General features: G+C 55.6%; 22 protein-coding genes. 15 read left to right on the forward strand and 7 right to left on the reverse strand.

Annotation, left to right across the window (positions count from 1 at the left end):
- The first annotated feature begins 245 nt into the window (after positions 1–245).
- The 6 genes from pgi to psiE all read left to right on the forward strand — a co-directional run bounded on the left by pgi (position 246) and on the right by psiE (position 6,626).
- Positions 246–1,895 carry a glucose-6-phosphate isomerase gene (pgi, locus tag G0034_RS01155; RefSeq protein ID WP_014882096.1) on the forward strand — a complete coding sequence of 550 codons (1,650 nt, stop codon included), beginning with the start codon at positions 246–248 and terminating at the stop codon, positions 1,893–1,895.
- Between the two features lie 367 nt (positions 1,896–2,262).
- On the forward strand, positions 2,263–2,505 hold the full coding sequence (gene yjbE, locus G0034_RS01160; RefSeq protein ID WP_003860341.1) for an exopolysaccharide production protein YjbE: 243 nt from the start codon (positions 2,263–2,265) through the stop codon (positions 2,503–2,505).
- Between the two features lie 63 nt (positions 2,506–2,568).
- Entirely contained in the window at positions 2,569–3,207 is a 639-nt protein-coding gene (locus G0034_RS01165; protein WP_232952426.1) for a YjbF family lipoprotein, read from the forward strand.
- Positions 3,204–3,944, forward strand: coding sequence for a capsule biosynthesis GfcC family protein (locus tag G0034_RS01170; RefSeq protein WP_014882098.1), 741 nt, complete (start codon positions 3,204–3,206; stop codon positions 3,942–3,944). The genes G0034_RS01165 and G0034_RS01170 overlap by 4 nt, the downstream gene beginning before the upstream one ends.
- Complete coding sequence (locus tag G0034_RS01175; protein ID WP_014882099.1) at positions 3,941–6,037, forward strand: YjbH domain-containing protein; 2,097 nt, start codon at positions 3,941–3,943, stop codon at positions 6,035–6,037. Before G0034_RS01170 ends, G0034_RS01175 begins: the two co-directional genes overlap by 4 nt.
- 178 nt (positions 6,038–6,215) lie before the next feature.
- Entirely contained in the window at positions 6,216–6,626 is a 411-nt protein-coding gene (psiE, locus tag G0034_RS01180; RefSeq protein ID WP_000202963.1) for a phosphate-starvation-inducible protein PsiE, read from the forward strand.
- A gap of 96 nt (positions 6,627–6,722) precedes the next feature.
- On the opposite strand, the gene malG is transcribed toward psiE, so the two are convergent.
- The 3 genes from malG to malE form a co-directional block, all read right to left on the reverse strand.
- Positions 6,723–7,613, reverse strand: coding sequence for a maltose ABC transporter permease MalG (gene malG / locus G0034_RS01185; RefSeq protein ID WP_003860332.1), 891 nt, complete (start codon positions 7,611–7,613; stop codon positions 6,723–6,725).
- Between the two features lie 14 nt (positions 7,614–7,627).
- Positions 7,628–9,172, reverse strand: coding sequence for a maltose ABC transporter permease MalF (malF, locus tag G0034_RS01190; RefSeq protein ID WP_014882101.1), 1,545 nt, complete (start codon positions 9,170–9,172; stop codon positions 7,628–7,630).
- 120 nt (positions 9,173–9,292) lie between these two features.
- A complete protein-coding gene (malE, locus tag G0034_RS01195; protein WP_023331781.1) occupies positions 9,293–10,483 on the reverse strand; it encodes a maltose/maltodextrin ABC transporter substrate-binding protein MalE in 1,191 nt (396 codons plus the stop codon).
- A gap of 369 nt (positions 10,484–10,852) precedes the next feature.
- Here malE and malK point away from each other — a divergent pair, with 369 nt between their 5' ends.
- The 5 genes from malK (at position 10,853) to ubiA (ending at position 15,964) form a co-directional block, all read left to right on the forward strand.
- Entirely contained in the window at positions 10,853–11,962 is a 1,110-nt protein-coding gene (malK, locus tag G0034_RS01200) for a maltose/maltodextrin ABC transporter ATP-binding protein MalK (RefSeq protein ID WP_023331782.1), read from the forward strand.
- Between the two features lie 71 nt (positions 11,963–12,033).
- The gene (locus tag G0034_RS01205) at positions 12,034–13,344 is read left to right on the forward strand and encodes a maltoporin (RefSeq protein ID WP_014882103.1); all 1,311 of its coding nucleotides are present in this window, start codon (positions 12,034–12,036) and stop codon (positions 13,342–13,344) included.
- A gap of 115 nt (positions 13,345–13,459) precedes the next feature.
- Positions 13,460–14,404: a maltose operon protein MalM gene (malM, locus tag G0034_RS01210; RefSeq protein ID WP_014882104.1), complete on the forward strand. Its 945-nt coding sequence runs from the start codon at positions 13,460–13,462 to the stop codon at positions 14,402–14,404.
- Between the two features lie 180 nt (positions 14,405–14,584).
- Positions 14,585–15,082 (forward strand): chorismate lyase, encoded by a 498-nt coding sequence (gene ubiC, locus G0034_RS01215; protein ID WP_014882105.1) that lies wholly within the window; start codon positions 14,585–14,587, stop codon positions 15,080–15,082.
- A gap of 12 nt (positions 15,083–15,094) precedes the next feature.
- Entirely contained in the window at positions 15,095–15,964 is an 870-nt protein-coding gene (gene ubiA / locus G0034_RS01220; RefSeq protein WP_014882106.1) for a 4-hydroxybenzoate octaprenyltransferase, read from the forward strand.
- Positions 15,965–16,052: 88 nt separating this feature from the next.
- On the opposite strand, the gene zntA is transcribed toward ubiA, so the two are convergent.
- Positions 16,053–18,224 (reverse strand): Zn(II)/Cd(II)/Pb(II) translocating P-type ATPase ZntA, encoded by a 2,172-nt coding sequence (gene zntA, locus G0034_RS01225; protein ID WP_179120431.1) that lies wholly within the window; start codon positions 18,222–18,224, stop codon positions 16,053–16,055.
- Between the two features lie 76 nt (positions 18,225–18,300).
- Positions 18,301–18,927, reverse strand: a complete 627-nt coding sequence (locus tag G0034_RS01230) for a lysoplasmalogenase (protein ID WP_014882108.1) — start codon at positions 18,925–18,927, stop codon at positions 18,301–18,303.
- A 129-nt stretch (positions 18,928–19,056) separates the two neighbouring features.
- Here G0034_RS01230 and G0034_RS01235 point away from each other — a divergent pair, with 129 nt between their 5' ends.
- A complete protein-coding gene (locus G0034_RS01235) occupies positions 19,057–19,413 on the forward strand; it encodes a DUF2500 domain-containing protein (RefSeq protein ID WP_014882109.1) in 357 nt (118 codons plus the stop codon).
- Positions 19,414–19,473: 60 nt separating this feature from the next.
- Here G0034_RS01235 and G0034_RS01240 read toward each other — a convergent pair whose 3' ends face one another.
- Both G0034_RS01240 and rsmD read right to left on the reverse strand, forming a co-directional pair.
- Positions 19,474–19,755, reverse strand: a complete 282-nt coding sequence (locus G0034_RS01240; protein ID WP_014882110.1) for a DUF1145 family protein — start codon at positions 19,753–19,755, stop codon at positions 19,474–19,476.
- Positions 19,739–20,341: a 16S rRNA (guanine(966)-N(2))-methyltransferase gene (gene rsmD, locus G0034_RS01245; protein ID WP_045268810.1), complete on the reverse strand. Its 603-nt coding sequence runs from the start codon at positions 20,339–20,341 to the stop codon at positions 19,739–19,741. The genes G0034_RS01240 and rsmD overlap by 17 nt, the downstream gene beginning before the upstream one ends.
- A gap of 127 nt (positions 20,342–20,468) precedes the next feature.
- On the opposite strand from rsmD, the gene ftsY reads away from it, so the two are divergent.
- Genes ftsY through ftsX form a run of 3 tightly spaced genes read left to right on the forward strand, consistent with a single transcriptional unit; the run spans position 20,469 to position 23,651 of the window.
- Positions 20,469–21,935, forward strand: a complete 1,467-nt coding sequence (ftsY, locus tag G0034_RS01250) for a signal recognition particle-docking protein FtsY (protein ID WP_047027904.1) — start codon at positions 20,469–20,471, stop codon at positions 21,933–21,935.
- 2 nt (positions 21,936–21,937) lie between these two features.
- Positions 21,938–22,609, forward strand: a complete 672-nt coding sequence (ftsE, locus tag G0034_RS01255; protein ID WP_014882113.1) for a cell division ATP-binding protein FtsE — start codon at positions 21,938–21,940, stop codon at positions 22,607–22,609.
- Positions 22,596–23,651 carry a permease-like cell division protein FtsX gene (gene ftsX, locus G0034_RS01260; RefSeq protein WP_014882114.1) on the forward strand — a complete coding sequence of 352 codons (1,056 nt, stop codon included), beginning with the start codon at positions 22,596–22,598 and terminating at the stop codon, positions 23,649–23,651. Before ftsE ends, ftsX begins: the two co-directional genes overlap by 14 nt.
- The last annotated feature ends 151 nt before the right edge of the window (positions 23,652–23,802 follow it).

Below are 23,802 nucleotides of genomic sequence, written 5' to 3' on the forward strand. Positions count from 1 at the left end.
ATTTTTTATGGGGGGGTACCCCTGAGAAACAGGACTTATAACAGGGCCATATTTTATGCTCCGTTTTACCCCCTTTTGACCGACAATTCGCCGCCCGGGAGGGCACTTCAGCAGCTATACTTTTCGGGTCTTTTCACCTGTGTTTGATGCAGGCCAGGGCAATGGCATAAAAACCATCACAATTTTTATTTGCAGGCGCTACAATCGACCGCAGTCACAATTCTCAAATCAGAAGAGTATTGCTAATGAAAAACATCAACCCAACGCAGACCGCTGCCTGGCAGGCACTCCAGAAACATTTTGATGAAATGAAAGACGTCACCATCGCGGATCTGTTCGCGAAAGATGCCGATCGTTTCGCTAAGTTCTCCGCGACCTTCGACGACCTGATGCTGGTGGATTTTTCCAAAAACCGCATTACCGAAGAGACGCTGGCAAAGCTGCAGGATCTGGCAAAAGAGACTCAGCTTGCCGACGCTATCAAGTCCATGTTCTCCGGCGAGAAAATCAACCGCACCGAAGACCGTGCCGTGCTGCATGTGGCGCTGCGTAACCGTAGCAATACGCCAATCATCGTTGATGGCAAAGATGTGATGCCGGAAGTGAACGCGGTGCTGGAAAAGATGAAAGCTTTCTCCGAAGCGATCATCTCCGGTAGCTGGAAAGGCTATACCGGTAAAGCGATCACCGACGTGGTAAACATCGGCATCGGCGGTTCTGATCTGGGTCCGTTCATGGTGACCGAAGCGCTGCGTCCGTACAAAAACCACCTCAACATGCATTTCGTGTCTAACGTCGATGGTACTCACATCGCTGAAGTGCTGAAGAACGTGAACCCGGAAACCACCCTGTTCCTGGTGGCGTCTAAAACCTTCACCACCCAGGAAACCATGACCAACGCCCACAGCGCGCGTGACTGGTTCCTGAAAACCGCGGGCGACAACAAGCACGTGGCGAAACACTTCGCGGCGCTGTCCACCAATGGTAAAGCGGTTGGCGAGTTCGGTATCGACACCGCGAACATGTTCGAGTTCTGGGACTGGGTTGGCGGCCGTTACTCTCTGTGGTCTGCCATCGGTTTGTCCATCATTCTGTCCGTAGGCTTCGATAACTTCGTAGAACTGCTCTCCGGCGCGCACGCGATGGATAAACACTTCTCCACCACCGCACCTGAGAAAAACCTGCCGGTGCTGCTGGCGCTGATTGGTATCTGGTACAACAACTTCTTTGGCGCTGAAACCGAAGCGATCCTGCCGTACGACCAGTACATGCACCGCTTTGCGGCCTACTTCCAGCAGGGCAATATGGAATCCAACGGTAAGTACGTTGACCGTAACGGCAACGCGGTGGATTACCAGACGGGTCCAATCATCTGGGGTGAGCCGGGCACTAACGGCCAGCACGCCTTCTACCAGCTGATCCACCAGGGAACCAAAATGGTACCGTGCGATTTCATCGCCCCGGCTATTACCCATAACCCGCTGTCTGACCACCATCCAAAACTGCTGTCTAACTTCTTCGCCCAGACTGAAGCGCTGGCGTTCGGTAAATCCCGCGAGGTGGTTGAGCAGGAGTATCGCGATCAGGGTAAAGATCCGGCCACGCTGGACCACGTTGTGCCGTTCAAAGTGTTCGAAGGCAACCGCCCAACCAACTCCATCCTGCTGCGTGAAATCACCCCGTTCAGCCTGGGTGCGCTGATTGCGCTGTACGAGCACAAGATCTTTACTCAGGGTGCCATCCTGAACATCTTCACCTTTGACCAGTGGGGCGTTGAACTGGGCAAACAGCTGGCAAACCGCATTCTGCCAGAGCTGGGTGACGATAAAGCGATCACCAGCCACGACAGCTCGACCAATGGTTTGATTAACCGCTATAAAGCCTGGCGCGCGTAATTAAAACATTATGAAAATGTGCCGGCGAAATGCCGGCATTTTTTTATCGGATAATTCCTGATGTCTGTTAGTTAACTCAAATTCTGGATGTGAGTTTAATCCGAAAAAGACGGTTAACTCGTTAATTGCTGCGGTTTATTTTAAGAAAATACGTAGAAGTAAGATAATGTGTTTATATTATAAATTATTGATTTTTAATATTTATATATTTTTTTTATTTGCTTTTCATTTCGATTTTATCCATTAGTCCGAAAACCCATTCCCTATTTCCCCTCACGGTAATCCCGCTGCTTTAGTTGTGTATACTCGATTCCGCCTGAATTTCTTTTCGGGCAAATCTCCATTCATTCATTGAAGGGAAATTGTTATGAAGAAAGTACTGTATGGCATTTTTGCCATATCTGCACTTGCGGCGACATCTGTCTATGCAGCTCCGGTCCAGGTCGGGGAAGCAGCAGGGTCGGCAGCGACGTCTGCGTCTGCGGGAAGCTCTACCGCAGCCAGCACCAGCGCCGTAAGTTCAGCCGTGGGTGTCGCGCTGGCGGCAACCGGTGGCGGTGATGGCTCCAATACCGGAACCACGACCACTACGACAACCAGCACCCAGTAAGACCGGGTGTTTTAATCATAACCACACTTCGGTGTGGTTATTTCGCCCCTTCGGAGAAGAGTCGTGAAGCGACCTGCAATCATTCTGATTTGCCTGCTGTTGCAGGCGTGCTCAGCCACCACCAAAGGGCTGGGTCATTCACTGTGGGACAGTCTGTTCGGTACGCCGGGCGTGCAATTGACCGATGACGAACTTCAGAACATGCCCTACGCCAGCCAGTACATGCAGCTTAATGATGGCCCGCAACTGTTTGTGGTGCTCGCTTTCGATGAAAACGGGCAGCAGAAATGGGTGACGCAGGATCAGGCCACCATCGTGACGCAGCATGGCCGTATCGTGAAAACCCTGCTCGGGGGCGACAACCTGCTTGAGGTGAACAATATCGCGGCCGATCCGCTGATCAAGCCGAACCAGATTACCGACGGCGCTGGCTGGACGCGCACGATGGGCTGGACTGAACACAAGCAGGTGCGTTACGCCACGGCGCATTCCACCTTCCGCTGGGATGGCACCGACAGCGTGAAAGTGGGGAGCGATGAAACCCAGGTACGCGTGCTGGATGAAGAGGTAACAACCGACCAGACCACCTGGCATAACCGCTTCTGGATCGACGAGGAAGGGCAAATCCGTCAGTCCCTGCAGTATCTCGGTGCCGGTTTCTTCCCGGTGAAAACCACGCTGATCAAGGCCGCAAAATCATGAAAACAATTATCCGCGTTGCGCTAATTGCGAGCCTTGCAACCCCTGCGGCATGGTCTGCAGGAACGGTGAAGGTCTACACGGCGGACAACGAGAAACCCAAAACGTTAACCAACGCTGAACATCTGCTCGATCTCGTCGGGCAGCCGAGGCTTGCCAACAGCTGGTGGCCGGGGGCGGTGATCGGCGAGCGTCAGGCAACGATTAAGGCAGAGCAAGAACATCTTGCACTGCTTGCCCGTCTGACCGGTCTGGCGGCGCAGGAAGACGGTGACGATGCCGCAGCAATCAATAGCATTCGCCAGCAGCTTCAGGCGCTGAAGGTGACTGGCCGCCAGAAGGTGAATCTTGATCCCGATGAAGTGCGCGTCACGGAAAAGGGCAACCCAACCCTTGAAGGGGAGTACACCCTCTGGCTGCCCGTAAAACCGACGACGGTGACCGTAATGGGGCTTGTCAGCAGCCCGGGTAAAAAGCCCTTTACGCCAGGTCGCGACGTGGTGAGCTATCTCGACGAGCAAAGCCTGCTGAGCGGTGCCGATAACAGCTACGCCTGGGTCGTTTACCCTGACGGGCACACGCAAAAAGCGCCGGTAGCTTACTGGAATAAACGCCATATCGAGCCCATGCCTGGCAGCATCATTTTTGTCGGTTTTGCCGACCATTTCTGGACGAAGGCATATGACGGGCTTAACGCCGATATCCTTCACTCCCTGACACAGCGGATACCGGAAGAATGAAAAAAACCTATCTCTACAGCATGCTGGCGCTCTGTGTAAGCGCCGCATGTCATGCAGAAACGTATCCGGCACCCATTGGCCCGTCTCAGTCAGACTTCGGCGGCGTCGGTTTACTGCAAACGCCCACCGCGCGCATGGCGCGTGAAGGGGAAATCAGTCTGAACTACCGCGATAACGACCAGTACCGCTACTATTCCGCCTCGGTACAGCTTTTCCCGTGGCTTGAAACCACGCTGCGCTACACCGATGTGCGAACGAAACAGTACAGCAGCGTCGAGGCGTTCTCTGGCGACCAGACTTACAAAGATAAAGCCTTCGACCTCAAGCTGCGCCTGTGGGAAGAGAGCTACTGGATGCCGCAGGTGTCCGTGGGGGCCAAAGATATCGGCGGGACCGGCCTGTTTGATGCGGAATACATTGTGGCCAGCAAGGCCTGGGGGCCGTTCGACTTCTCGCTTGGCCTGGGATGGGGCTATCTCGGTACCAGCGGTAACGTCAAAAACCCGTTCTGCACCTACAGCGATAAATATTGCTACCGCGATAACAGTTACCAGAAAGCGGGTTCCATCAACGGCGACCAGATGTTCCATGGCCCGGCCTCGCTGTTCGGTGGCGTGGAATACCAGACCCCCTGGCAGCCATTGCGCCTGAAGCTGGAGTACGAAGGAAACGACTACTCTCAGGATTTCGCCGGGAAGATTGAGCAGAAGAGCAAGTTTAACGTCGGCGCCATTTATCGCGTCACCGACTGGGCCGACGTTAACCTCAGCTACGAGCGCGGTAATACCGTGATGTTTGGTTTCACGCTGCGCACCAACTTTAACGACATGCGGCCGCACTACAATGATAACGCGCGGCCAGCCTACCAGCCGGAGCCGCAGGATGCGATTCTGCAGCACTCCGTGGTGGCAAATCAGCTGACGCTGCTGAAATACAATGCCGGTCTGGCGGATCCGAAGATTCAGACCAAGGGCGACACGCTTTACGTCACCGGCGAGCAGGTGAAATACCGCGACTCGCGGGAAGGGATCGAACGCGCCAACCGGATCGTCATGAACGATCTCCCGGACGGGATCCGCACGATCCGCGTGACCGAGAACCGCCTGAACCTGCCACAGGTGACGACGGAAACGGACGTTGCCAGCCTCAAGCGCCATCTCGAAGGCGAGCCGCTCGGGCATGAAACCGAGCTGGTGCAAAAACGCGTTGAGCCGGTCGTGCCAGACACCACCGAGCAAGGCTGGTATATCGACAAGTCGCGCTTTGATTTCCATATCGATCCGGTGCTGAACCAGTCCGTTGGCGGACCGGAAAACTTCTACATGTATCAGCTGGGCGCAATGGCGACGGCAGATCTGTGGGTCACCGACCATCTGCTGACTACCGGTAGCCTGTTCGGCAATATCGCCAACAACTACGACAAATTTAACTACACCAACCCGCCGAACGATTCAAAACTGCCGCGCGTAAGAACTCGCGTTCGTGAATACGTGCAGAACGATGTCTACGTGAATAACCTGCAGGCCAACTACTTCCAGTACTTCGGCAACGGTTTCTACGGCCAGGTGTACGGCGGATATCTGGAAACCATGTTCGGTGGCGCAGGGGCAGAGGTGCTTTACCGTCCTGTCGACAGCAACTGGGCATTTGGGATTGATGCTAACTACGTGAAACAGCGTGACTGGCGCAGCGCGCAGGACATGATGAAGTTCACCGACTACAGCGTCAAAACGGGCCATCTGACCGCCTACTGGACACCGTCATTCGCGCAGGACGTACTGGTGAAAGCCAGCGTCGGCCAGTATCTGGCGGGCGACAAGGGTGGCACGCTGGATATCTCCAAACACTTCGACAGCGGCGTCGTGGTGGGCGGTTATGCCACCATCACCAACGTCTCGCCGGACGAGTACGGGGAAGGGGACTTCACTAAAGGGGTCTATGTGTCGATTCCGCTGGATCTCTTCTCGTCAGGCCCAACCCGCAGCCGTGCGGCAGTGGGCTGGACACCGCTGACGCGCGACGGGGGCCAGCAGCTTGGGCGTAAGTTCCAGCTGTATGACATGACCAGCGATAAGAACGTTAACTTCCGTTGATGCTTGTTTGCCCGGTGGTGCTGCGCTTACCGGGCCTACGATATTGCTTTTGTAGGCCGGGCAAACGCAGTGCCGCCCGGCAAGAATGCTAATGCGGACAAAACATAAACAAAAAATATAGATCCCCGTCACATTTTTGCGTTATACAGGAACCTCGCCCTGGAGAATGAGGTGCTGTATGACATCCCTGACTCGCCCGCGCGTTGAGTTTATCTCAACGATCCTCCAGACCGTGCTAAATCTCGGTCTGCTAAGCCTTGGTCTGATTCTGGTCGTCTTCCTTGGCAAAGAGACGGTGCATCTGGCGGATGTGCTGTTCGCCCCTGAACAAACCAGCAAATATGCGCTGGTGGAAGGCCTGGTGGTCTACTTTCTCTACTTCGAGTTTATTGCCCTGATTGTGAAGTACTTTCAGTCGGGCTTTCACTTCCCGCTGCGCTATTTTGTCTACATTGGGATCACCGCGATTGTGCGGCTGATCATCGTCGATCATAAATCCCCCCTCGACGTGCTGATCTACTCGGCGGCGATCCTGCTGCTGGTGATCACCCTCTGGCTGTGTAACTCGAAGCGGCTGAAACGGGAATAAAAAAATGGCGCTCCGAAGAGCGCCTAACAACAGTCACAAGTTGGGTCAATACAATACGTCTAAAGTTGAGGGTTGCAGTGGCATAACAAATGAAACTTAACCTTTCACACCGCCCGCCGTCAGGCCGTTAACCAGCCAGCGCTGGGCCAGCAGGAACACCACGGTAATCGGGATGGCAGAGAGTACAGCCGCCGCAGCAAAGTCGCCCCACAGGTAGTTTTGCGGGTTGAGGTATTGCTGCATACCCACGGCCAGGGTGTAACTGTTCACGTCGCGCAGTAACAGAGAGGCGACCGGTACTTCGGTGATCGCAGCGATAAACGACAGGATAAACACCACCGCCAGGATAGGTACCGACAGCGGCAGCAGCACCAGACGGAAGGCCTGCCACGGAGTAGCGCCATCCAGCGCGGCCGCCTCTTCCAGCGAACCGTCGATGGTTTCGAAATACCCTTTAATGGTCCATACATGCAGGGCGATACCGCCAAGATAGGCGAAGATCACGCCGCCGTGGGTGTTCAGGCCGATAAACGGCACGTACTGACCCAGACGGTCAAACAGGGCATACAACGCGACCAGCGACAGCACGGCCGGGAACATCTGGAAAATGAGCATGCCTTTCAGCAGCGTCGCTTTGCCCGGGAAACGCATACGGGCGAAGGCGTAAGCACAGGTGGTGGAGAGCGTGACAATACCGATTGCGGTAATGGTCGCCACTTTCACCGAGTTCCACAGCCACAGCAGCACCGGGAACGGCGGAGGAGTCACGCGTCCATCCGCATGCTCCACGCTGAAGCCCAGCGCCAGCTTCCAGTGCTCCCAGGAGATTTCGTCCGGGATGAGACTCCCGGTCGCGAAGTTACCCGAACGCAGGGAGATAGCGATAACCATCAGCAGCGGGAACATGATTGCCGCGATGAAAATCAGCAGGCCTAAGTGTGTCGCCAGGAGGCGCAATTTCTGAGATTTGGGTTGTACCATAGCCATGATCGATGCCCTCCTTAGTCAAATTTCATACGTGTGGCTTTCAGGTTCACAATCGCCAGGGCACCAACCAGCAGGAAGATCAGGGTGGCAATGGCTGCTGCCAGACCGAAGTCCTGTCCGCCGCCGCCTTCGAAGGCGATACGGTAGGTGTAGCTCACAAGCAGGTCGGTATAGCCTGCCGGCGTAGTGGTGCCGAGACGGTCCGGGCCACCGTTGGTCAACAGCTGAATCAGCACGAAGTTGTTAAAGTTAAAGGCAAAGCTGGCGATCATCAGCGGGGTCAGCGGCTTAATGAGCAGCGGCAGCGTAATTTTAAAGAAGTTCTGGAACGGACCCGCACCGTCCATCGCTGAAGCTTCGTACAGATCGTCCGGGATAGCCTTCAGCAGGCCCATGCACAGGATCATCATGTACGGGTAGCCCAGCCAGGTGTTCACGATAATAATCATCGAGCGGGCGGTGGTTGGGTCGCTGAACCAGGCCGGTTTGATACCGAACAGCGCGCTCAGCATCATGTTGATTTCACCGAAGCTCTGGTTAAACAGTCCTTTGAAAATCAGAATCGAGATAAACGACGGCACGGCATACGGCAGAATCAGCAGCACGCGGTAAATCGCTTTGCCTTTCAGGGATTCCCACTGCACGAGACAGGCCAGCACCATGCCCACGGCCACGGTCAGGATCACGGTGAGCACCGAGAAAATCACCGTCCAGACGAAGATGGCGAAGAACGGTTTCTGGATGCCTTCGTCGGTGAACACGCGGGTAAAGTTATCCCAGCCGATGGTAACGGTATAACCCGGGCTGAGTTTGTCATCACCCCATTTGCCGTCGGCAGTAATGGACTGATAGAAACCAATGTCGTTGTTCGGGCGATACTTCACGCCGCTCTGATTGTTAGTCAGCGTGCCGTCTTTTGCCAGGGTATAGAGCGGCTGAGTGCCGGAGAACTGGCGCAGCGAGCTCATGGTCACTTTGCTTTCATCTGGCAGCACGGCGGTGAGCTGGGTCAACGCCTGGCGGTTCTGGGTAATGATCCGCAGGTTAGCACGTTCACCTTCCGGCAGGGCCGCAGCCTCTTTTAAGGCCAGCTTCTGCTCGCCGCCAAATTTAAACGCGTCGGAAATATAGTTTTTGCCGCTCTCACCGTCAGTGAGCGCTAACTTCCATTCGTCACCCGCAGGATACAGGCCGAAATTAAAGGTTTTTCCCGCCTGATAGGAACGGTCCAGAAGCACCTGTTGGGCGCGTTCCTGCGCAAGCTGGTTGGTGCTGCTGTAGTTGGTGAAAGCAATGGCGATGGTACAGATCAGTGGGAACAGGACAAACAGCCCCATCCCGGCCACGCCAGGGTAAACATAGCGCCAGGCATAGGCTTTACGGTTGGCGAAAATATACAGGCCAGCAGAGCTTAAGATCAGCGTCATGATGGCAAAGAGATATTCCCCTTGTACGTACATTAAAACAACAAGGTAACCCACCAGCAGACACAGCAGACCTATCACTGACCATTTCAGCGCGTCGCTTTGCCACCAGTGCTTCTTTTTAATGACATCCATGGGGTTCTTCCTCTACAACGGTGGAAACTTTTCGTCAGGTGGCGCGGCGCTTACCTGACCTACGGATCGTGCCGTAGTCGTAGGGCGGGTAAGCGCACGCGCCACCCGCCGTTTTTCTGCTTACTTAGTAATACGGCCCTGCGCATCCTTCAGCGCGGCATCAACAGTCTGACGACCGCTTGCTGCGTTGATGACTGCAGTACGGGTGGCGTACCAGAACGCTGCCATCTGTGGGATGTTCGGCATGATTTCGCCTTTCTGGGCGTTATCCATAGTGGCCGCGATGCGTGGATCTTTCGCCAGCTGATCCTGGAAGGATTTCAGCGCCACGGCGCCCAGCGGTTTATCCTTGTTCACTTCATCCAGACCCTGATCGGTCAGCAGGTAGTTTTCCAGGAACTCTTTCGCCAGCTCTTTGTTCGGGCTGGCGGCGTTGATACCCGCACTCAGCACGCCAACGAACGGTTTAGACGGCTTGCCGTTGAAGGTTGGCAGCAGCGTTACGCCGTAGTTGATTTTGCTCTTATCGATGTTGGTCCAGGCCCACGGACCGTTGATGGTCATCGCGGTTTCGCCTTTGTTGAACGCCGCTTCCGCGATGGAGTAATCGGTATCCGCGTTCATGTGTTTGTTCTTGATCAGGTCAACCAGGAAGGTCAGGCCTTTTTTCGCGCCTGCGTTATCCACGCCCACGTCTTTCACGTCATATTTGCCGTTTTCAAACTTGAACGCGTAACCGCCGTCGGCAGCAATCAGCGGCCAGGTGAAGTACGGCTCTTGCAGGTTGAACATCAGAGCGGATTTACCTTTCGCCTTCAGCTCTTTATCCAGTTTCGGGATCTCTTCCCAGGTTTTCGGTGGGTTTGGTACCAGGTCTTTGTTGTAAATCAGAGACAGGGCTTCAACTGCGATAGGGTAAGCGATCAGCTTGCCGTTGTAGCGAACGGCATCCCAGGTGAACGGGAAGAGTTTGTCCTGGAACGCTTTGTCTGGGGTGACTTCAGCCAGCAGGCCAGACTGCGCGTAGCCGCCGAAACGGTCATGCGCCCAGAAGATGATGTCCGGGCCGTCGCCGGTTGCTGCAACCTGCGGGAATTTCTCTTCCAGTTTGTCCGGATGTTCTACGGTAACTTTGATACCGGTGTCTTTCTCGAATTTTTTGCCCACTTCGGCCAGGCCGTTATAGCCTTTGTCGCCGTTAATCCAGATAACCAGCTTGCCTTCTTCAATTTTGGCGAGCGCCGGTGCGGAAACCATCATTGCTGCAAGGGCGGACAATGCGAAAACGCGTGCGCCAGTCTTGATATTCATATCTGCCATCCTTTTGGTGATGTCTCGTAGTATGACTTCAGTGGTTCAACGTGAATCAGTCTCCTTATTTGACATCCTCTTTCCATCCTCCCAACCCCTACGCCCCACCCCCTGTTTGTGTGATCTCCGTTGCATAAATTTAAGTTATGAGTGCTGGCGCACATAAAAACCCACCGAATTTTGCAGGCGGCTTCACGAATTTCGCCTCAGCCCCCCGGCTGCGGTCGCAGAGCCTGCTCTCTCATCCTCCCGCCTCCTCCCCCATAAAAAAGCCGGGGGGTGGAGGATTCGTGAAAGTTATGGATACCCCATAGTGAACTTATGTTGAATGTTTCTGTCGGTGACAGGTTGTAACGAAGGGAGAAGGGCATGGCGAGCGTACAGCTGCGTAATGTAACGAAAGCCTGGGGCGACGTAGTGGTGTCAAAAGACATCAATCTGGACATCACTGAAGGTGAGTTTGTGGTGTTTGTCGGCCCATCAGGCTGTGGTAAATCTACTCTGCTGCGTATGATTGCCGGTCTTGAAACCATCACCAGCGGCGACCTGCTGATCGGTGATACCCGAATGAACGACATTCCGCCTGCCGAACGTGGCGTCGGTATGGTGTTCCAGTCTTATGCACTTTATCCCCATCTTTCCGTTGCCGAGAACATGTCCTTTGGCCTGAAGCTGGCCGGCGCGAAGAAAGACGTGATTAACCAGCGCGTCACCCAGGTGGCGGAAGTATTACAGCTGGCGCACCTGCTGGAGCGTAAACCGAAAGCGCTTTCCGGCGGTCAGCGTCAGCGTGTGGCGATTGGCCGTACGCTGGTGGCCGAACCGCGCGTGTTCCTGCTCGACGAACCCCTTTCTAACCTGGATGCCGCCCTGCGCGTTCAGATGCGTATCGAAATCTCCCGTCTGCACAAACGTCTTGGCCGCACGATGATTTACGTCACCCACGATCAGGTCGAAGCGATGACGCTGGCCGACAAAATCGTGGTGCTGGATGCCGGTCGCGTGGCGCAGGTGGGCAAACCGCTGGAACTCTATCACTACCCGGCAGACCGCTTTGTTGCAGGCTTTATTGGCTCGCCAAAGATGAACTTCCTGCCGGTTAAAGTGACTGCAACGGCCATTGAACAGGTACAGGTGGAGCTACCAAACCGCCAACAAGTCTGGCTGCCGGTGGACAGCGCCAACGTACAGGTCGGGGCAAACATGTCCCTCGGTATCCGCCCTGAGCATCTCCTGCCGAGTCACATTGCCGATGTGACGCTGGAAGGTGAGGTTCAGGTCGTTGAACAGCTTGGTCACGAAACACAGATTCATATCCAGATCCCCGCCATTCGTCAGAACCTGGTTTACCGCCAGAATGACGTGGTGTTGGTAGAAGAGGGTGCCACATTCGCTATCGGCTTGCCGCCAGAGCGTTGCCATCTGTTCCGTGAGGATGGCACTGCATGTCGTCGGTTGCATAAAGAGCCAGGCGTTTAAGCAATCCCAAAAGAAGACACGAAACCGACAGGTGAAGTGTTCAAAGAAAAGCAATGATCTCAGGAGATAGAATGATGATTACTCTGCGCAAACAAGTCCCTCTGGCAATCGCCGTTGCGGCAGGCATCCTGTCTGCCCAGGCGGGTGCTGTGGACTTTAAAGGTTATGCTCGTTCCGGCATCGGCTGGACCGGGAGTGGCGGTGAACAACAATGTTTCCAGGCAACCGGTGCACAAAGTAAATACCGTCTTGGTAACGAATGTGAAACCTATGCCGAGCTGAAACTGGGCCAGGAAGTGTGGAAAGAGGGCGATAAGAGCTTCTACTTCGACACTAACGTTGCGTATTCCGTTTCTCAGCAGAATGACTGGGAATCCACCAGCCCGGCCTTCCGTGAAGCAAACGTGCAGGGTAAAAACCTGATTGAATGGCTGCCAGGTTCTACTATCTGGGCCGGTAAGCGTTTCTATCAGCGTCATGACGTCCACATGATCGACTTCTACTACTGGGATATTTCGGGTCCTGGTGCGGGTATCGAAAACATCGACCTGGGCTTCGGTAAGCTCTCTCTGGCTGCAACCCGTTCTTCTGAATCAGGCGGTTCTGCAACCTTCGCCGATCGTGATGCGAACGGCGATCGTATTTACGACAACGTTGTACCAAACGATGTCTTCGATGTTCGTTTAGCGGGTCTGGAAACCAACCCGGGCGGCACCCTGGAGTTAGGTGTCGACTACGGTCACACCAACATTCCTGACGACTACTACCTGCAGCCTGGCGCTTCTAAAGATGGCTGGCTGTTCACTGCTGAGCACACCCAGAGCATGTTGAAAGGTTTCAACAAGTTCGTACTGCAGTATGGTACGGACTCCATGACCTCCAACGGTAAAGGGATTCCACAGGGCGGCAGCGTTGATAACGACGGCTCCATGTGGCGTGTGCTGGACCACGGTGCAATTACCCTGGCAGACCGTTGGGACCTGATGTACGTCGGTATGTACCAGAACATCGATCGTGACAACAACAACGGTACCGAGTGGTGGACTGTGGGTGTTCGTCCGATGTTCAAATGGACGCCAATCATGAGCACCCTGCTGGAAGTGGGCTACGACAACGTCAAATCTCAGAAAACTGACGAGAAAAACAGTCAGTACAAAATCACCCTGGCACAGCAATGGCAGGCTGGCGACAGCATCTGGTCCCGTCCGGCTATCCGTGTCTTCGCAACATACGCGAAGTGGGATGAGAAATGGGGTTACGCAAACAACAGCGATACGGGTTACACCTCTGGTGTGGCTTACAGTGACACTTCTGCGAAAACCTTCAGCCGTGGCGACGACGACGAGTGGACCTTCGGTGCCCAGATGGAAATCTGGTGGTAATTCGTTAGACCTGACGTAATGACCTAAAAAAGAGGGGCGTAAGCCCCTCAATCCTTAGGGTGCTGCGCGCTATTGCCTGGCCACCGCAGTGCTCACGCTATTAGAGGTAATAACAATGAAAATGAAGAAAAGTTTCGTCGCGCTGTGCCTCTCTGCGGGGCTGCTGGCCTGCGTTCCGGCGGTCACCTTTGCAGATGTCAATTTTGTTCCTCAAAATACCAGTGCCGCGCCTGCAATTCCGCCGGCGGCGCTTCAGCAACTGGTGTGGACACCGGTCGATCAATCGAAAGTACAAACCACTCAGCTTTCCGCTGGCGGTCAATCTCTGAATGTTCCCGGCATCAGCGGTCCCGTTGCCGCTTTCAGCGTACCCGCTAATATCGGCGAGCTGACCCTGACGTTGACCAGCGAAGTTAATAAACAAACCAGCGTATTTGCGCCGAACGTGCTGATTCTCGATCAAAACATGACGCCATCAGCCTTCTTCCCGAGTGATTATTTTAGCTACCAGGAACCGGGCGTGATGAGTGCTGATCGGCTGCAGGGCGTTATGCGCCTGACGCCAGCTCTTGGCCAGCAGAAAATTTACGTCCTGGTCTTCACAACGGAAAAAGATCTGCAGCAGACGACGAAGTTGGTTGATCCAGCGAAAGCCTATGCGAAAGGCACCGGAAACTCTGTTCCGGATATTCCTGACCCGCTTGCTCGCCATACCACCGATGGCCTGGTCAAACTAAAAGTCTCCACCAATAGTGCTTCCAGCGTACTGGTTGGCCCACTGTTTGGTTCGTCTGGCCCGGGTCCGGTAACCGTGGGCAATACCGCTGCCCCAGTCTATGCAGCACCTGCAGCTCCTGCCGCAACTGCCGCTGCACCAGCACCGGCGAAGAAAGCCGAGCCGGTACTGAACGACACCGAAGAATACTTCAACAACGCCATTAAGCAGGCGGTGAAGCGCGGCGATGTCGATAAAGCGCTGAAACTGCTTGATGAAGCCGAACGTTTAGGTTCAACCACTGCCCGTTCCACCTTTATCAGCAGTGTAAAAGGCAAGGGGTAACCGTTTCCCCACAGTGCTGATTTGTCAGTAGTTTAGTGCGCCTGAGTGGGCGCACTTTTTTTCGTGTCCGCCAGGCTGTTGCATCCATGTTGCGATCGTGATCGTTAAATAACGTTTGGCCCCCCTCAATCCGTGTTTCTGCGATACAATGCCATTACGTTATGTATCGGAGAGTCTGGCATGTCACACCCCGCGCTAACGCAACTGCGTGCGCTGCGCTATTTCGACCAAATACCTGCGCTTGATCCGCAGCAACTGGACTGGTTGCTGCTGGAAGATTCCATGACGAAACGTTTTGAACAGCAAGGTAAAACGGTCACGGTGACCCTGATACAGGAAGGGTTTGTCTCCGGCGATGAGATCGCCAGCGAGCTGCCGCTGCTGCCGCAAGAGGAACGCTACTGGCTGCGCGAAATTTTGCTCTGTGCCGATGGTGAGCCCTGGCTTGCCGGACGGACGGTAGTGCCCGAGTCCACCCTTTCCGGGCCTGAGTTGGCGCTGCAGCGGCTGGGGAAAACCCCGCTGGGACGTTATCTTTTTACCTCATCTGAGCTGACCCGGGATTTTATTGAGATTGGGCGTGATGCCGAACTGTGGGGACGCCGTTCCCGCCTTCGCCTGAGCGGTAAGCCGTTAATCCTGACGGAACTTTTTTTACCGGCATCACCGTTGTACTAAGAGGAAGAAAAAATGGAGTGGAGCCTGACGCAGAATAAGCTGTTGGCGTATCACCGCTTAATGCGTACTGATAAACCTATTGGCGCGTTACTGCTGCTGTGGCCGACCTTATGGGCGCTGTGGGTTGCAACGCCGGGCGTACCGCCGCTATGGATCCTGGGCGTATTTGTCGCCGGTGTCTGGCTGATGCGCGCGGCGGGTTGCGTGGTGAATGACTATGCCGATCGTAAATTCGACGGCCATGTAAAGCGGACAGCCAACCGTCCGTTACCCAGCGGCCAGGTGACCGGAAAAGAAGCCCGCGTGCTGTTCCTCGTACTGGTGCTGCTCTCATTCCTGCTGGTGTTAACGCTGAACACCATGACAATTCTGCTTTCCGTCGCTGCGCTCGCGCTGGCCTGGGTTTATCCGTTCATGAAGCGCTATACCCATCTGCCTCAGGTTGTGTTGGGCGCGGCATTTGGCTGGTCGATTCCGATGGCGTTTGCGGCGGTGAGTGAATCCCTACCGCTCAGCTGCTGGCTGATGTTCCTGGCGAATATTCTCTGGGCCGTGGCGTATGACACGCAATACGCGATGGTAGACCGCGACGATGACCTGAAAATTGGTATTAAATCGACCGCCATTCTCTTTGGACGTCAGGACAAACTGATCATCGGCATTTTACAGGTCGCGGTACTGGCACTGATGGTCGCGATTGGCCGTCTGAACGGGCTGAACTGGGAGTTTTACTGGTCGGTGCTGGTGGCGGGATTGCTGTTTGCTTACCAGCAAAAGCTGATTGCCAAACGCGAACGTGAAGCCTGCTTTAAAGCGTTTTTGAATAATAACTATGTCGGGCTGGTGCTGTTTTTAGGCCTGGCGATGAGCTATTTCTTATAAAAAAGTCGGGTGGCGGCTTCGCCTTACCCGACCTACGATCTGGCAGAACATGTAGGCCCGGTAAGCGTTAGCGCCACCGGGCGTTTTTTTATCGACGACGCAACAGCCTGAGGGCGTTCGCCGTCACCAGCACCGTTGCCCCCGTATCCGCCAGCACTGCCAGCCACAGCCCGGTCATGCCGAGCAGCGTCGTCACCAGGAAAATCCCCTTCAGTCCGAGCGCAATCCCGATGTTCTGGCGGATATTGGCTCGCGTCGCCCGCGCCAGGCCGATCATCTCTGCCAGCCCGGTCAGACGGTTATGCGTCAGCGCCGCGTCTGCCGTCTCCAGCGCCACGTCGGTGCCGCTTCCCATCGCAATGCCTATGGTGGATGCTTTCATCGCGGGTGCATCGTTAATGCCGTCCCCGACCATCGCGAGCGGGGCGTGGCTGTTCAGTTCGGTTACCGCACTGACCTTATCGGCGGGCAGCAATCCAGCCTTAAATTCCAGTCCCAGTTCACCCGCAATGGCTGACGCCGCACGTGGGTTATCCCCGGTCAGGATCACGCCCTGCACGCCCAGCTGATGCAGCGCCGCTATGGCTTCCTTCGCGTCATCACGCAGGGTATCGCGCAGCGCCAGCATCCCTTTCGTCACGCCGTCCTGCATAACAACCACGACAGTTTGCCCGGCTTGCTCTAACGCCTGAACCTGTGCGGAAGGGGAGTGACCCGCCGCGACAATCAGGACCTTTTTACCGTCGACGTTGGCCTCAATCCCAGACCCGACCAGCGCCCGCTGGGCGGTGGCCGCCGGAATCGGTAATCCGCGAGCCTGCGCTTCCCGCACAATGGCCTGCGCCAGCGGGTGGGTGGAACCCTGTTCGACGGCGGCGGCTAAGGTAAGCAGTTCATCTTCAGCGATATCCTGCGGATAAATGCCGGTCACCTGGGGTTTGCCGACGGTTAACGTGCCGGTTTTGTCGAAGGCGATATGCTGAACCTGGCTCAGCTGCTCCAGCGCCGCGCCGCCTTTAATCAGCGCTCCGCGACGTGCCGCTGCCGCCAGACCGGAGGTGATCGCCGCTGGCGTGGAGATCACCAGCGCGCACGGGCAGCCAATCAGCAGCAGGGTCAGACCTTTATAAATCCAGCCCTCCCAGGGCGCGCCAAAGAACAGCGGTGGAACGAGCGTAACCAGCAGAGCAACCAGCATAATTGCGGGCGTGTAAATCCGGCTAAAGCGATCGATAAAACGCTCGACGGGGGCACGACGCTCTTCAGCTTCTTCAATCAGCTTCAGGATACGGTCGATGGCGCTGTCGCCGGGCCCGGAAAGCACCTCAAGCTGCACCAGGCGGTCAACGCTGGTGGCGCCTGCAGGCACTTTTTCTCCCGCGGCACGCTCAACCGGAATGGATTCCCCTGTCAGGGCGCTTTCATCAAAGCTTGCGGTGGCGCTAAGCAGTGCGCCATCGGCAGGCAAGCGCCCCCCTGCGGCGACTTCAATGACGTCGCCCGGGCGCAGCGTGCTGATGGCGACCGTTTCACGTTTGCCTTCGTTAACCCGCGTCGCGGTTTCCGGCTTCAGTGCCATCAACGCGCTCACCCCTTTACGCGCGCGGCTGGCGGCCCAGCCCTCAAGTCGTTCGCCGATCAGGAACAGCAGCAGAACCATCGCCGCCTCCGCCGTCGCGCCGATAAACAGCGCGCCGATCGCCGCCACGCTCATCAGCGTTTCGATGGCGAACCAGCTGCCGCTTCTCATCAGACGTAATGCCTGGCGGGCAATCGGAAACAGTCCGACCAGCGTGGTGGCGATAAACGCCAGGTTGCCAAACGGATGGTTGATCCGTTCCAGACCCCAGCTCAGGGCCATCATGATGATGAGGGTAATGAGCGGCAGATTTTCCTTCAGGGAGGCGGTCTTTTCGACAGGGGCTGTTTCGCTGCGCAGGGTGTATCCCGCCTTGCTGACGGCGGCTTCAACCTGCTTACTGACATCCTTGTCGGCGCTGACTAACAGCTTTTCGGTCGCAAAAAGCACCTGAACGTGGCTGACGCCCGGCACCTGTTTGACCGCATTTTCCACTTTACGTGCGCAGGCTGCGCAGTCCATACCGTTGACGGCCCAGCTGTAGCGATTACCGCTTTCGGGCAGCGCGTCGGCTTGCGTTTCGCAGCTCCCCTCGCAGCAGCAGTCCTCTTTTGGCGGAGCCGGGCTGAGCTTAAGTGCCGAAAATTGTGGGATTTTTTTAGGTGTTTCTGGAGTCGACATGGCAGTCTCCGGTAATGATAATTTTCTCATTAACCGCAGCATACACTCTGGAGTCGACTCCAGAGTCAAGCGTTATTTAGATATACAGCGAACGCACAATCAGGAAGTGCCCGGCAAAGTAGCAGGCGGAAGCAATCGCGTTGTCGGCGCGGAAGCGACGGCGATAGTGGCTGCCCAGCCAGACGATATTACCGAGTAAGAGCAGTGCTGCGCCGAAGAACGCAGACATCGCCTGAGACGTCGGGCGGAAGAACCAGAGCTCGCCAGCGAGCCACACCATCACCAGCGTCATGGCGATAAATGTACAGACCGGCAAACGCATCTCTTCCAGACGCGACCAGATCACCGCTATCAGCAGTGCGCCAATCACCAGCAGCACCAGCGGCAGCGGCCAGAAGAAGGAGAGCGTCATCTGGCTGGCGAAGTAGATGGTATACAGCAGATGCGACAGGAAAAACGCCCCAACGGCATACAGCAGACGCTGACGCGGGAGCAGAGTTAAGGCATCGCCAATCAGGGACGCGCACAGCCCGGCGAGAACCAGGTAGCTGATGGCGTTAAACATCGGCGCTTGCCAGGCAAGCAGCAGAAGGAGCAACAGCGTGACGGGTTTAAACAACCAGCGCTGCCAGGCTGGGCCACGGTAGGACGCATCAACATAAAGCCATGCGGAAAAACAGACAGCGATAAATGACCAAAGCATATTAACTCCCTGTAACTGTTAAGGCTGAATAATCAGTTTCTGATCCAGTGTAGTGACGCGGGCGGGCGTTTGGCAATGCCGGGGCAGGCGAGGTATCCTGAATTCCGCATAATCTGATGGGATGTTCCAATGAGCAAGATGCCGCTGTTTTTCATTATCGTGGTAGCGATTATCGTCATTGCCGCCTCGTTTCGCTTCGTGCAGCAGCGCCGGGAAAAGGCGGATAACGATGCCGCACCGCTGATGCAAAAGCGGGTGGTGGTGAGCAATAAGCGCGAAAAAGCCCTCAACGACCGACGCTCTCGCCAACAGCAGGTTACGCCTGCGGGCGCGACGATGCGCTATGAAGCCAGCTTTAAGCCGGAAACCGGCGGGCTTGAGATGACTTTCCGCCTGGAGGCGCAGCAGTACCACCAGTTGACGGTGGGTGAGAAAGGAATGCTGAGCTACAAAGGGTCGCGGTTTGAAGGTTTTAGGGCGGAATAATGCGCGATCGGTCCCCTCTCCCGGTGGGAGAGGGTTAGGGTGAGGGCATCAGGCCGCACCCTACTTCTTCACCTGCGCCTTAAACTTCTTCATCCACACCAGCAACTCAAACACGCCGAAAATAAATACCCGCAGTTGCTGCCAGCCGGTCATCGGCGGGCCATCTTTTGGCAGGCCGTTTTTCAGCATTACCATCTGCAGGGCGTGCATGAACGAGGTGAAAATCAGCGCCACGTTAACGAAGATGTTCAACGGGCGCGGGAACGGGTGCACCAGATTCAAAATCAAAAATGCCCAGACGCCCAGCATCAGCAAACGTCCCAGGTTAATCAGTACCGGCATCAGAGCCTCCTTGTACCTGACGGTGATAAAGACGATAAGCGACCTGACCGGCAACCTTTTCGCGGTGCAGATCCCAGTGCGCGGGCACCGGCGGAAGACCGTTTTCCACTTCGCTTTCAACGTAAATTAATGCGTCATCCGCCAGCCAGCCGTTTTGTTCCAGCAGGGATAACGTCTCTTCCAGCAGCCCCTTACGGAACGGCGGATCGACAAACACCACCTGATGCGGCGTGCCTCTCTGCGCGAGGAAGCTCAGGGTATTGGTGTTTACGACTTTGGCGTTACTCGCTTTGAGCGTCGCCAGATTTTGCTGCAGCGTCTGTGCCACGCCGCGCTCCATCTCCAGCAGCGTGGCGCTGGCGGCGTAGCGCGACAACGCTTCGAGCCCTAATGCACCGCTGCCGGCGAAGCAGTCCAGGCAGTGGGCATCTACCATTGACGGGGCGAGCCAGTTAAACAGCGTCTCGCGAACGCGGTCGGTTGTCGGGCGTAAACCGGGGCTGTCCGGCACCGGTAATTTCCGGCCTCGCCACTGACCGCCGATAATTCGAATTTGACCGGCCGGGGCGCGGGTGGGTTTCTTCATCTCTGGAAAGCTCTGTTAACCATTGCCCTGCGATTGCGGGCGGTGATGTCAATTAAGTAAAGTGTTAGACTATTTCATCATTTTTTTAGCTTCCCTGTATATAGCGCCGCGAGGAGTGTAGTCGCAGATGGCAAAACAAAAAAAACGTGGCTTCTTTTCCTGGTTGGGTTTCGGTGAAAAAGAGCAAGAAACAGAACAGAAAACCGAAGAACAACAGGTTGTAGAAGAGCAGTCACAGCCTGAAACGCCTGTAGAAACCGCTGCGGTTATCGAAGCGGAAGAACCTGTCCACAGCAAAGAAGAGATTGAATCGTTTGCTGAAGAGGTGGTTGAAGTCACTGAACAGGTTCAGGAGAGCGAGAAGCCAGAACCGGTTGTGCCCGAAGCCGTTACCGACGCACCGCAGGCCGTTATCGAACATGAAGAGCTGCCGCTGCCGGAAGAGGTTAAAGCCGAAGAGGTATCTGCAGAAGAGTGGCAGGCCGAAGCGGAAACCGTTGAAATTGTTGAGGCGGTGGAAGAAGAGGCGGCGCTTGAGCCAGAGCTGACCGACGACGAGCTGGAAGCCCAGGCGCTGGCGGCGGAAGCGGCTGAAGACGCGGTTATCGTCGTGCCGGTGGAAGAGCAGGAGCAGGCTGAAGAAGAGATCGTTCAGGAGCAGGAAAAACCGACCAAAGAAGGTTTCTTTGCCCGTCTGAAGCGCAGCCTGTTAAAAACCAAAGAAAATCTGGGTTCCGGATTTATCAGTCTGTTCCGCGGCAAGAAGATCGACGACGATCTCTTTGAAGAGCTGGAAGAGCAACTGCTGATCGCTGACGTGGGGGTGGAAACCACCCGTAAGATCATCGCCAGCCTGACCGAAGGGGCAAGCCGCAAACAGCTGCGCGATGCCGAGGCACTGTACGGCCTGCTGAAAGACGAGATGGGTGAAATTCTCGCAAAAGTTGATGAACCGCTTAATATTGAAGGCAAAACGCCATTTGTTATTCTGATGGTGGGTGTTAACGGCGTGGGTAAAACCACGACTATCGGCAAGCTGGCGCGTCAGTTCGAGCAGCAGGGCAAATCGGTGATGCTGGCGGCGGGCGATACCTTCCGTGCGGCGGCGGTTGAGCAGCTGCAGGTGTGGGGCCAGCGGAACAACATTCCGGTGATTGCCCAGCATACTGGCGCGGATTCCGCGTCCGTGATTTTTGATGCCATTCAGGCGGCGAAGTCCCGTAACGTGGACGTGCTGATTGCTGACACCGCAGGGCGTTTGCAGAACAAATCGCACCTGATGGAAGAGTTGAAGAAAATCGTCCGCGTCATGAAGAAGCTGGACGAAGATGCACCGCATGAAATTATGCTGACTATCGACGCCAGCACCGGACAGAACGCCGTTAGCCAGGCGAAGCTGTTCAATGAAGCGGTAGGATTGACCGGGATCGCGCTGACCAAGCTGGACGGCACCGCGAAAGGCGGGGTGATCTTCTCCGTAGCCGACCAGTTCGGCATTCCTATCCGCTACATCGGTGTGGGCGAGCGTATTGAGGATTTGCGTCCGTTTAAAGCGGACGACTTTATTGAGGCACTATTTGCCCGAGAGGACTAACAATGATTCGCTTTGAACACGTCAGCAAGGCCTATCTCGGTGGGAGACAAGCGCTGCAGGGAGTCACATTCCACCTGCAGCCAGGCGAGATGGCATTCCTGACCGGCCATTCCGGCGCGGGGAAAAGTACTCTGCTCAAGCTTATCTGTGGGATCGAACGGCCAAGCGCCGGGAAAATCTGGTTCAGCGGCCATGATATTAGCCGTCTTAAGAACCGTGAAGTGCCGTTCCTGCGTCGTCAGATCGGCATGATTTTCCAGGATCACCATCTGCTGATGGATCGCACCGTTTTCGATAACGTCGCTATCCCGCTGATTATTGCCGGTGCCAGCTATGATGATATCCGTCGTCGCGTCTCTGCGGCGCTGGATAAGGTTGGGCTGCTGGACAAAGCGAAGAACTTCCCGATCCAGCTCTCCGGCGGTGAACAACAGCGTGTGGGCATCGCCCGTGCGGTGGTGAACAAGCCGGCCGTACTGCTGGCGGATGAACCCACAGGTAACCTGGACGATGCGCTCTCCGAAGGGATTTTGCGTCTGTTTGAGGAATTCAACCGCGTTGGGGTCACAGTGTTGATGGCGACGCACGATATCGGGCTGATTTCCCGTCGTTCGTACCGCATGCTGACTCTGAGCGATGGACATTTGCACGGAGGCCATGGTGAACAAGCGTGATGCAATGAACCAGATTCGGCAGTTCGGGAACCGGTTTGACCGTTTCCGTAAGCCGCAGGGTGGCGGTGATGGCAATCGTAACGCACCCAAGCGCCAGAAAGCGGCGCCAAAGCCGGCTTCGCGCAAAACCAACGTGTTTAACGAGCAGGTGCGCTACGCTTTCCACGGCGCGTTGCAGGATCTGAAAAGCAAACCGCTGGCAACGTTCCTGACGGTGATGGTCATCGCCATCTCCCTGACGCTGCCAAGCGTCTGCTACATGGTTTATAAGAACGTGAACCAGGCGGCGTCCCAGTATTATCCGTCGCCGCAGATCACCGTTTATCTGGATAAAGCGCTCGACGATAACGCGGCGGCGCAGGTGGTCGGGCAAATCCAGGCCGAGCAGGGCGTGGAGAAGGTCAACTATCTTTCCCGTGAAGAAGCGCTGGGCGAGTTTCGCAACTGGTCCGGTTTTGGCGGCGCGCTGGATATGCTCGAAGAGAACCCGTTACCTGCGGTGGCGGTGGTGATCCCGAAGCTCGATTTCCAGGGGACCGATTCGCTAAATACGTTACGCGATCGCATCACCCGGATTAACGGAATTGATGAAGTGCGCATGGACGACAGCTGGTTTGCCCGTCTTGCCGCGCTGACCGGGCTGGTGGGACGTGTGTCGGCGATGATCGGCGTACTGATGGTGGCCGCGGTGTTCCTCGTCATTGGTAACAGCGTGCGCCTGAGCATTTTTGCTCGCCGCGATACCATTAACGTGCAGAAACTGATTGGCGCGACGGATGGCTTCATCCTTCGTCCGTTCCTCTATGGCGGCGCATTGCTCGGTTTTTCCGGCGCATTTCTTTCACTGATTTTGTCAGAAATTTTGGTGATGCGTTTGTCATCGGCCGTGACGGAAGTGGCGCAGGTTTTCGGAACTAAGTTTGATATCAGTGGCTTAGGGTTTGACGAGTGCCTGTTATTACTGCTGGTTTGCTCGATGATTGGTTGGGTGGCAGCCTGGCTGGCGACCGTTCAACATTTACGCCACTTTACTCCCGACTAATAAAAGCGTGATATAATCTTTCCCTGCACCGAGATGTTCGCTCTGCAGGGAAAGCGTCTCTGTTGTCTCTTCCCCTGTTATCATCTCCATGTCACATTTTGTGCGTAATTTATTCACTGTTGCACCTGGAACTTGTGGATAAAATCACTGT

The organism is Enterobacter sp. T2, assembly GCF_010692925.1.
In the GTDB taxonomy this organism is placed as follows: Bacteria; Pseudomonadota; Gammaproteobacteria; order Enterobacterales; family Enterobacteriaceae; genus Enterobacter; species Enterobacter kobei.

Bases quoted from the DNA above. Each gene is read 5' to 3' on its own strand.
- malF (WP_014882101.1), bottom strand. From the start codon at position 9,172: ATGGATGTCATTAAAAAGAAGCACTGGTGGCAAAGCGACGCGCTGAAA.
- malE (WP_023331781.1), bottom strand. From the start codon at position 10,483: ATGAATATCAAGACTGGCGCACGCGTTTTCGCATTGTCCGCCCTTGCA.
- ubiC (WP_014882105.1), top strand. From the start codon at position 14,585: ATGTCACACCCCGCGCTAACGCAACTGCGTGCGCTGCGCTATTTCGAC.
- G0034_RS01175 (WP_014882099.1), top strand. From the start codon at position 3,941: ATGAAAAAAACCTATCTCTACAGCATGCTGGCGCTCTGTGTAAGCGCC.
- G0034_RS01230 (WP_014882108.1), bottom strand. From the start codon at position 18,927: ATGCTTTGGTCATTTATCGCTGTCTGTTTTTCCGCATGGCTTTATGTT.
- zntA (WP_179120431.1), bottom strand. From the start codon at position 18,224: ATGTCGACTCCAGAAACACCTAAAAAAATCCCACAATTTTCGGCACTT.
- pgi (WP_014882096.1), top strand. From the start codon at position 246: ATGAAAAACATCAACCCAACGCAGACCGCTGCCTGGCAGGCACTCCAG.
- malK (WP_023331782.1), top strand. From the start codon at position 10,853: ATGGCGAGCGTACAGCTGCGTAATGTAACGAAAGCCTGGGGCGACGTA.
- G0034_RS01205 (WP_014882103.1), top strand. From the start codon at position 12,034: ATGATGATTACTCTGCGCAAACAAGTCCCTCTGGCAATCGCCGTTGCG.
- ftsE (WP_014882113.1), top strand. From the start codon at position 21,938: ATGATTCGCTTTGAACACGTCAGCAAGGCCTATCTCGGTGGGAGACAA.
- G0034_RS01170 (WP_014882098.1), top strand. From the start codon at position 3,204: ATGAAAACAATTATCCGCGTTGCGCTAATTGCGAGCCTTGCAACCCCT.
- ubiA (WP_014882106.1), top strand. From the start codon at position 15,095: ATGGAGTGGAGCCTGACGCAGAATAAGCTGTTGGCGTATCACCGCTTA.
- malM (WP_014882104.1), top strand. From the start codon at position 13,460: ATGAAAATGAAGAAAAGTTTCGTCGCGCTGTGCCTCTCTGCGGGGCTG.
- psiE (WP_000202963.1), top strand. From the start codon at position 6,216: ATGACATCCCTGACTCGCCCGCGCGTTGAGTTTATCTCAACGATCCTC.
- malG (WP_003860332.1), bottom strand. From the start codon at position 7,613: ATGGCTATGGTACAACCCAAATCTCAGAAATTGCGCCTCCTGGCGACA.
- ftsY (WP_047027904.1), top strand. From the start codon at position 20,469: ATGGCAAAACAAAAAAAACGTGGCTTCTTTTCCTGGTTGGGTTTCGGT.
- G0034_RS01240 (WP_014882110.1), bottom strand. From the start codon at position 19,755: ATGCCGGTACTGATTAACCTGGGACGTTTGCTGATGCTGGGCGTCTGG.
- G0034_RS01235 (WP_014882109.1), top strand. From the start codon at position 19,057: ATGAGCAAGATGCCGCTGTTTTTCATTATCGTGGTAGCGATTATCGTC.
- rsmD (WP_045268810.1), bottom strand. From the start codon at position 20,341: ATGAAGAAACCCACCCGCGCCCCGGCCGGTCAAATTCGAATTATCGGC.
- yjbE (WP_003860341.1), top strand. From the start codon at position 2,263: ATGAAGAAAGTACTGTATGGCATTTTTGCCATATCTGCACTTGCGGCG.